1 protein-coding gene is annotated in these 210 nt (G+C 65.2%); it reads right to left on the bottom strand.

Annotated features, from left to right (window positions below; genetic code table 11):
• Nucleotides 1-190: efflux RND transporter permease subunit (locus tag DW299_RS01535; protein WP_205814309.1), on the bottom strand; the 190-nt coding region annotated here is incomplete at its 3' end.
• Nucleotides 191-210 lie beyond the last annotated feature (20 nt).

Below are 210 nucleotides of genomic sequence, written 5' to 3'. Positions count from 1 at the left end.
TGTCGCCGAGGCGGATATTGGTCGTGCCGCCGGGGCCGCGCAGCGTCAGGTTCTCCAGATCGCGGATGTCCGAGAACTGGCCTGACAGGCGAATCTGCACGTTGTCGGTCGGCGTCACCAGCACGCCGCTGGGGCCGATGTTGTTCTGCTGGCCGATCTGCGTGGCGATGCTGTTGATGTCGAGCCCCATCTGCGACAGCTTCGCCTGCT

This window comes from Microbacterium sp. K35 (assembly GCF_004794375.1).
Taxonomy (GTDB): domain Bacteria; phylum Actinomycetota; class Actinomycetes; order Actinomycetales; family Microbacteriaceae; genus Microbacterium; species Microbacterium sufflavum.
The sequence above is the reverse complement of the archived record's forward strand: the minus strand, read 5'-3'. Positions and strand labels throughout refer to the sequence as shown.